At 66.8% G+C, this 4220-nt stretch carries 5 protein-coding genes; all 5 read right to left on the bottom strand.

Annotated elements, in window-relative coordinates; all coding sequences use genetic code 11:
• The coding region (locus AC1DYI_RS28280) for a PQQ-dependent sugar dehydrogenase (protein ID WP_477207451.1) at nucleotides 1-1056 on the bottom strand (1056 nt) is incomplete at its 3' end.
• A gap of 24 nt (nucleotides 1057-1080) precedes the next feature.
• Nucleotides 1081-1284 carry a DUF6496 domain-containing protein gene (locus AC1DYI_RS28275; protein ID WP_477207450.1) on the bottom strand — a complete coding sequence of 68 codons (204 nt, stop codon included), beginning with the start codon at nucleotides 1282-1284 and terminating at the stop codon, nucleotides 1081-1083.
• A 173-nt stretch (nucleotides 1285-1457) separates the two neighbouring features.
• Nucleotides 1458-1883, bottom strand: coding sequence for a response regulator (locus AC1DYI_RS28270; protein WP_477207449.1), 426 nt, complete (start codon nucleotides 1881-1883; stop codon nucleotides 1458-1460).
• A 54-nt stretch (nucleotides 1884-1937) separates the two neighbouring features.
• The gene (locus AC1DYI_RS28265) at nucleotides 1938-3116 is read right to left on the bottom strand and encodes a DUF4382 domain-containing protein (RefSeq protein WP_477207448.1); all 1179 of its coding nucleotides are present in this window, start codon (nucleotides 3114-3116) and stop codon (nucleotides 1938-1940) included.
• Entirely contained in the window at nucleotides 3113-3973 is an 861-nt protein-coding gene (locus AC1DYI_RS28260; RefSeq protein WP_477207447.1) for a DUF6502 family protein, read from the bottom strand. Before AC1DYI_RS28260 ends, AC1DYI_RS28265 begins: the two co-directional genes overlap by 4 nt.
• Between the last annotated feature and the right edge of the window lie 247 nt (nucleotides 3974-4220).

Raw genomic sequence — 4220 nt, 5'->3', positions numbered from 1 at the left:
CGGCAGCGTCGAGCCATCGGAGAAGGTCATGCCCAGCGATGCGGTGTGCGAGCCGAGCGCGTAGTCGGGGACCACGGCCTTGGCGACCATCTCGGGGTTCTTGGGCGAGACACGCGCGTCGACATGGGCACCGTAGTAGCTGTAGGGCCAGCCATAGAACGCCCCATCACGCACCGAGGTCAGGTAGTCCGGCACCAGGTTGTCGCCCAGCTCGTCGCGTTCGTTGGCGACCGTCCACAAGACCTTGCTGCCCGGCTCCCAGCCCATGCCATTGGGGTTGCGCAGGCCGGTGGCGAACAAGCGCTTCTGGCCGCTGGCCACGTCGATCTCCCAGATCGCCGCGCGGCCCTCTTCGACCTCCATGCCATGCTCGGCCACATTGCTGTTCGAGCCGACGGTCGCGTAGAGCTTGGTGCCCGCCGCGTTGGCGATCAGGCTCTTGGTCCAGTGGTGGTTGAGCGTGCCGGCCGGCAGGTCGGTCAGCTTGCTGCCGGCGGCGCTGATGCGGGTGTCGCCGGCACGGTAGGGAAAGCGCATCACTGCGTCCGTGCAGGCCACATAAAGCTGATCGCCGATCAACGCCATGCCGAACGGTGAGTTGAGGTTCTCCAGCAGCACGCTGCGCACCTCGGCCACGCCGTCGCCATCGGCGTCGCGCAGCAGCGTGATGCGGTTCGGCGTGGGCGTGCCGGCGCCGGCCTCCTTCATCTTGGCCTTCATCACCATGCCCTTGAGGCCCTTGCCGTCGTCGGGCTTGGGCGGCGCGTTGGTCTCGGCCACCAGCACATCGCCGTTGGGCAGCACCAGCAGCCAGCGCGGGTGGGTCAGGCCGGTGGCGAAAGCCTTCACCGCCAAGCCCGTGGCCGCCACCGGCGCCGTGCCGGCGGGCCACGGATTGGCCTTGGCGACGTTGACAGTCGGAATCAGCTGCTTCTGAGGCGCCGGCAAGTTCGGGTTGGGCCCGTAGCCCGGGTCGGCGGTTGTGGATGCAGCAGTGCTGCAGGCCGCCATGGCCGCCCACACCAGGCTGCACAGGATCCATGACGAGGCTTGCATGACTGTTCCGCCGTGGACGGTTGTTCAGTGCTTGCGCGAGCTGGAAGACCCGCTCGACTTCTTGGCCGGCACCTTGCCGCCCGCGGCGCGCGCTTCCGACAGGCCGATCGCCACCGCCTGCTTGCGGCTCGTCACCTTCTTGCCGCTGCTGCTCTTCAGGTCGCCGTGCTTGTACTCATGCAACACCTTTTCGACCTTTTCCTGGGCCTTCTCGCCGTGCTTCGCCATGACAACTCCTGGCCGGGCCGAACAGGCCCCGATGCGGGGGAATGGCAAGCATGGTGCCCGGGCCTTGGATGTCAAGGCTGCTGCGACAGCTCAGCCCAGCGATGCGGTGGACGGCGAGCAGCCTTTGCCGCGGTCGCTGTGAAGGTCGGCCATCAGCGCTGACCTTCGTACGCCTAGAGCGGGCCGCTCCCCTGCAGCGGATCGGGGGCCGGACACCAGCGATGCAGCGTTGCTTTCAGCGCAGAAAAAACAAACGGCTTCGTCATCACTTCGTCCATGCCATGCTGCAGGCAGGCTTCCAGCTCGTGCGGCATGGCGCTGGCGGTCAACGCCACGATGGGTGTTCTTCGGCGGCCGGTGTGCTGCTCGACTGCACGGATCTTGTCGGCCAGCTCCAGGCCGCCCATCCCGGGCATGTGCACGTCCATGAAGATCATGTCCACGGGCTCCTGCTCGAACGCCTTGAACGCCGCCGCCGAGTTGCTCCAGGCGACGGCTTGGGCCCCGAACAGCCTCAGCACCTCGGTGGCCAACAGCAGGTTGGTCTCGTCGTCATCGACGACCATCACCCGGCAAGCTGCTATGTTCGATTCGATCATGGTGGGCCCTCCCAGTCGTCCGCGTCGGCTAACTGACGCTTTCCTGTCGGTCATTCATGGCCAGGTGAAGTTGACTGGCGGCACCGGCAGCCGCACATCGACCGACTTCGTCTTCACTTTGCTTCCCGAAGCGGCCTCCAGCGTGTACTGCCCCGCGGCTTGGCCGTCGACGGTGAAGGTGATCGAGGACTGCAGCGGTGCATACGTGGCCGTCCACGGCGCATCGATCGGCAGCGCCAGCGAGTAGGCGCCGGTCTGGGCGTCCACAGGCCCGAAGCCCACCTCCACAACAGGACCACCCGTCAGCTGCTGCCATCCCCTTGTGGTGGCCGAGGCGGGCAACACCAGGCCACCCACCGTGCGTGAGCCGAGTGCAGCCACACCCGGCACGATCGGCGAATCGGCGGTGTTGACGTTGGTGTAGGCCACCGTGTCGGTTGGCACCCCTGTCACGACGGCGGTGACGCGCCCGGCAGCGGTGATCACCAGGTCGTAGCTCCCGACGGGCACCGGGTAGAGCACGAACTTGCCGCCGGCGTCGGGCGTGGTCGCCTTGACCTGCACCCCGTGGGACTGGACCGCCACCCGGGTTTGCGACATCGGCAACGACGGATCGACATAGCCGACGACGCCTTGTCCAGAGCCCGTCACCAAGGGGATCGCCGTGATCACCGGCTTGAGCTTGTAGCGACCGGAATTGCCGGCCGACACCACGGACTTGCAGGCGTCGAAGTCGAGCACCACGTCGACGACCTGCCCATCGCCGACATCGGTGTCGAGCTTGATCTTGATGCCGCTGGTGCTGCTGCCCGGCGTGTCCAAGGCCACTTCGGTTTGACCGGACGGCACGACCGAGTTGGCAAGAGGCGTGGCCTTGCTGTTGTCGGCCAGCACCATCCTGATCTGTGCGTAGTGACCAGCGCTCAGCGGGGTTTCGCCCAGCAACTCGACCAAGCCGTTCTGAAGCGTCAGCAGGTCGATCCGGCGCGGCGGGCTCAGCACGATGTCGGACCAACCGACGTCGCCGGCTCCTGCGTCGGCGTGCGAATGAACACGAAGCTTGTTGATCGTGACGTTGACCTGTTCGTAGCCGCAGGCCGGGGCGTCGGTCACCGCCAGGCGCATGCCCCCGGTGCCACCGATGCCACCCCCACCACCACCGCTGCCGGCGAAGGAGAACGCCACCATGCTCAGCAGACCGCTGCCGATGGCAAGCCAACGCTGGAGTCTCATCTGCCTTCTCCCATGAAAGCCGAGTCCGACTCCGGCGAGTCGTGCAGCGGTTCTTCGAAGTAGTAGATGCCCACGCCGACGCGCGCGGCGCGCGGCTCGGGGCCGTCGTCGGGCACGCCGGTGTCGTGCTCCTGCAGCCAACGGTCCAGCCGTTCGAGCAGCGCCTGCGACTGGACGGCGCTCTGCCGGCGCAGCGCCGGCAGGTGGTTGATGGCGATGCGGTGGTACATCACCTTGCGCTGGAAGCGCGGCTCCGTCCCGCCATGGGTAATGTTGTGTTCGATGGTCGCAATCAGGTCGGCCACGTCGGTGCCCAGGATGGCCAGCTTCTCGGCCACGCTGGTCGTCGGCACGTAGGCGCGTGCCACGGGCTCGATCCGACCGTCGTCATGGCGACGCACCGAGCCCACGCGCAGCAGCTCGTCCAGCACCGCGCGCGCGGGCATGTCGCCGCTGTAGCGGCGCACCAGCTCGGCAAAGCTGCGCGGGCCCTCGTCGTGCAGCCAGCGCGGCGAGCCATCGTTGTCGAGAAAGTCTCCATCACGCTGCCAGCCAGTCAGCACACGGGCGGCGCGGTTGTAGCGCTCGCTTGGCGCCGACTCACCCGGCGGCAAGTCAGCCAGCAGCCTGGCAACCTCTTTGCGGGTCAGGCCGGACAGGATGGCCGCACGCGACATCGAGGGGGCTTTGCCCTCGATGTTGAAGTCCTTCATCGCCACCTCCACGAATACGCGCTTGGCAATCTCTTCAAAGGCGATGAAGGACATGGACTGCCCCAGCAACAGGCGAAACAGCGGCCGAAGCAAGGTTGCAACGGTTGTTTCAAGGACCTGTTGTGCGCGCACCAGCGTCGTCATGCTTGGGACATTTTTCCCAAGAATTCGATCGACGTCGATAGGTCAAACGATGAGCCTCCCGACAAAGGGGTCTGTCTGCGGCCCAGGGCCATGCGGGCACGGCTGCGCCGCCGGGCCTGCCGGCGTTCGAAGCGAAGGGATGCAGGCGTCAGGCCCCGCAGCGCACGGGTGGACTGGCCGCGCATCGGCCCGCAGCCCCGCTGGCGCCGCGCAGGGTCAGGTCAGAGCGCCGACGTCAGCGCTTGAA

Source organism: Ideonella sp. P3_A4, assembly GCF_056403075.1.
Note: the sequence above shows the minus strand (reverse complement) of the source record. Positions and strands in the feature narration are given on the sequence as shown.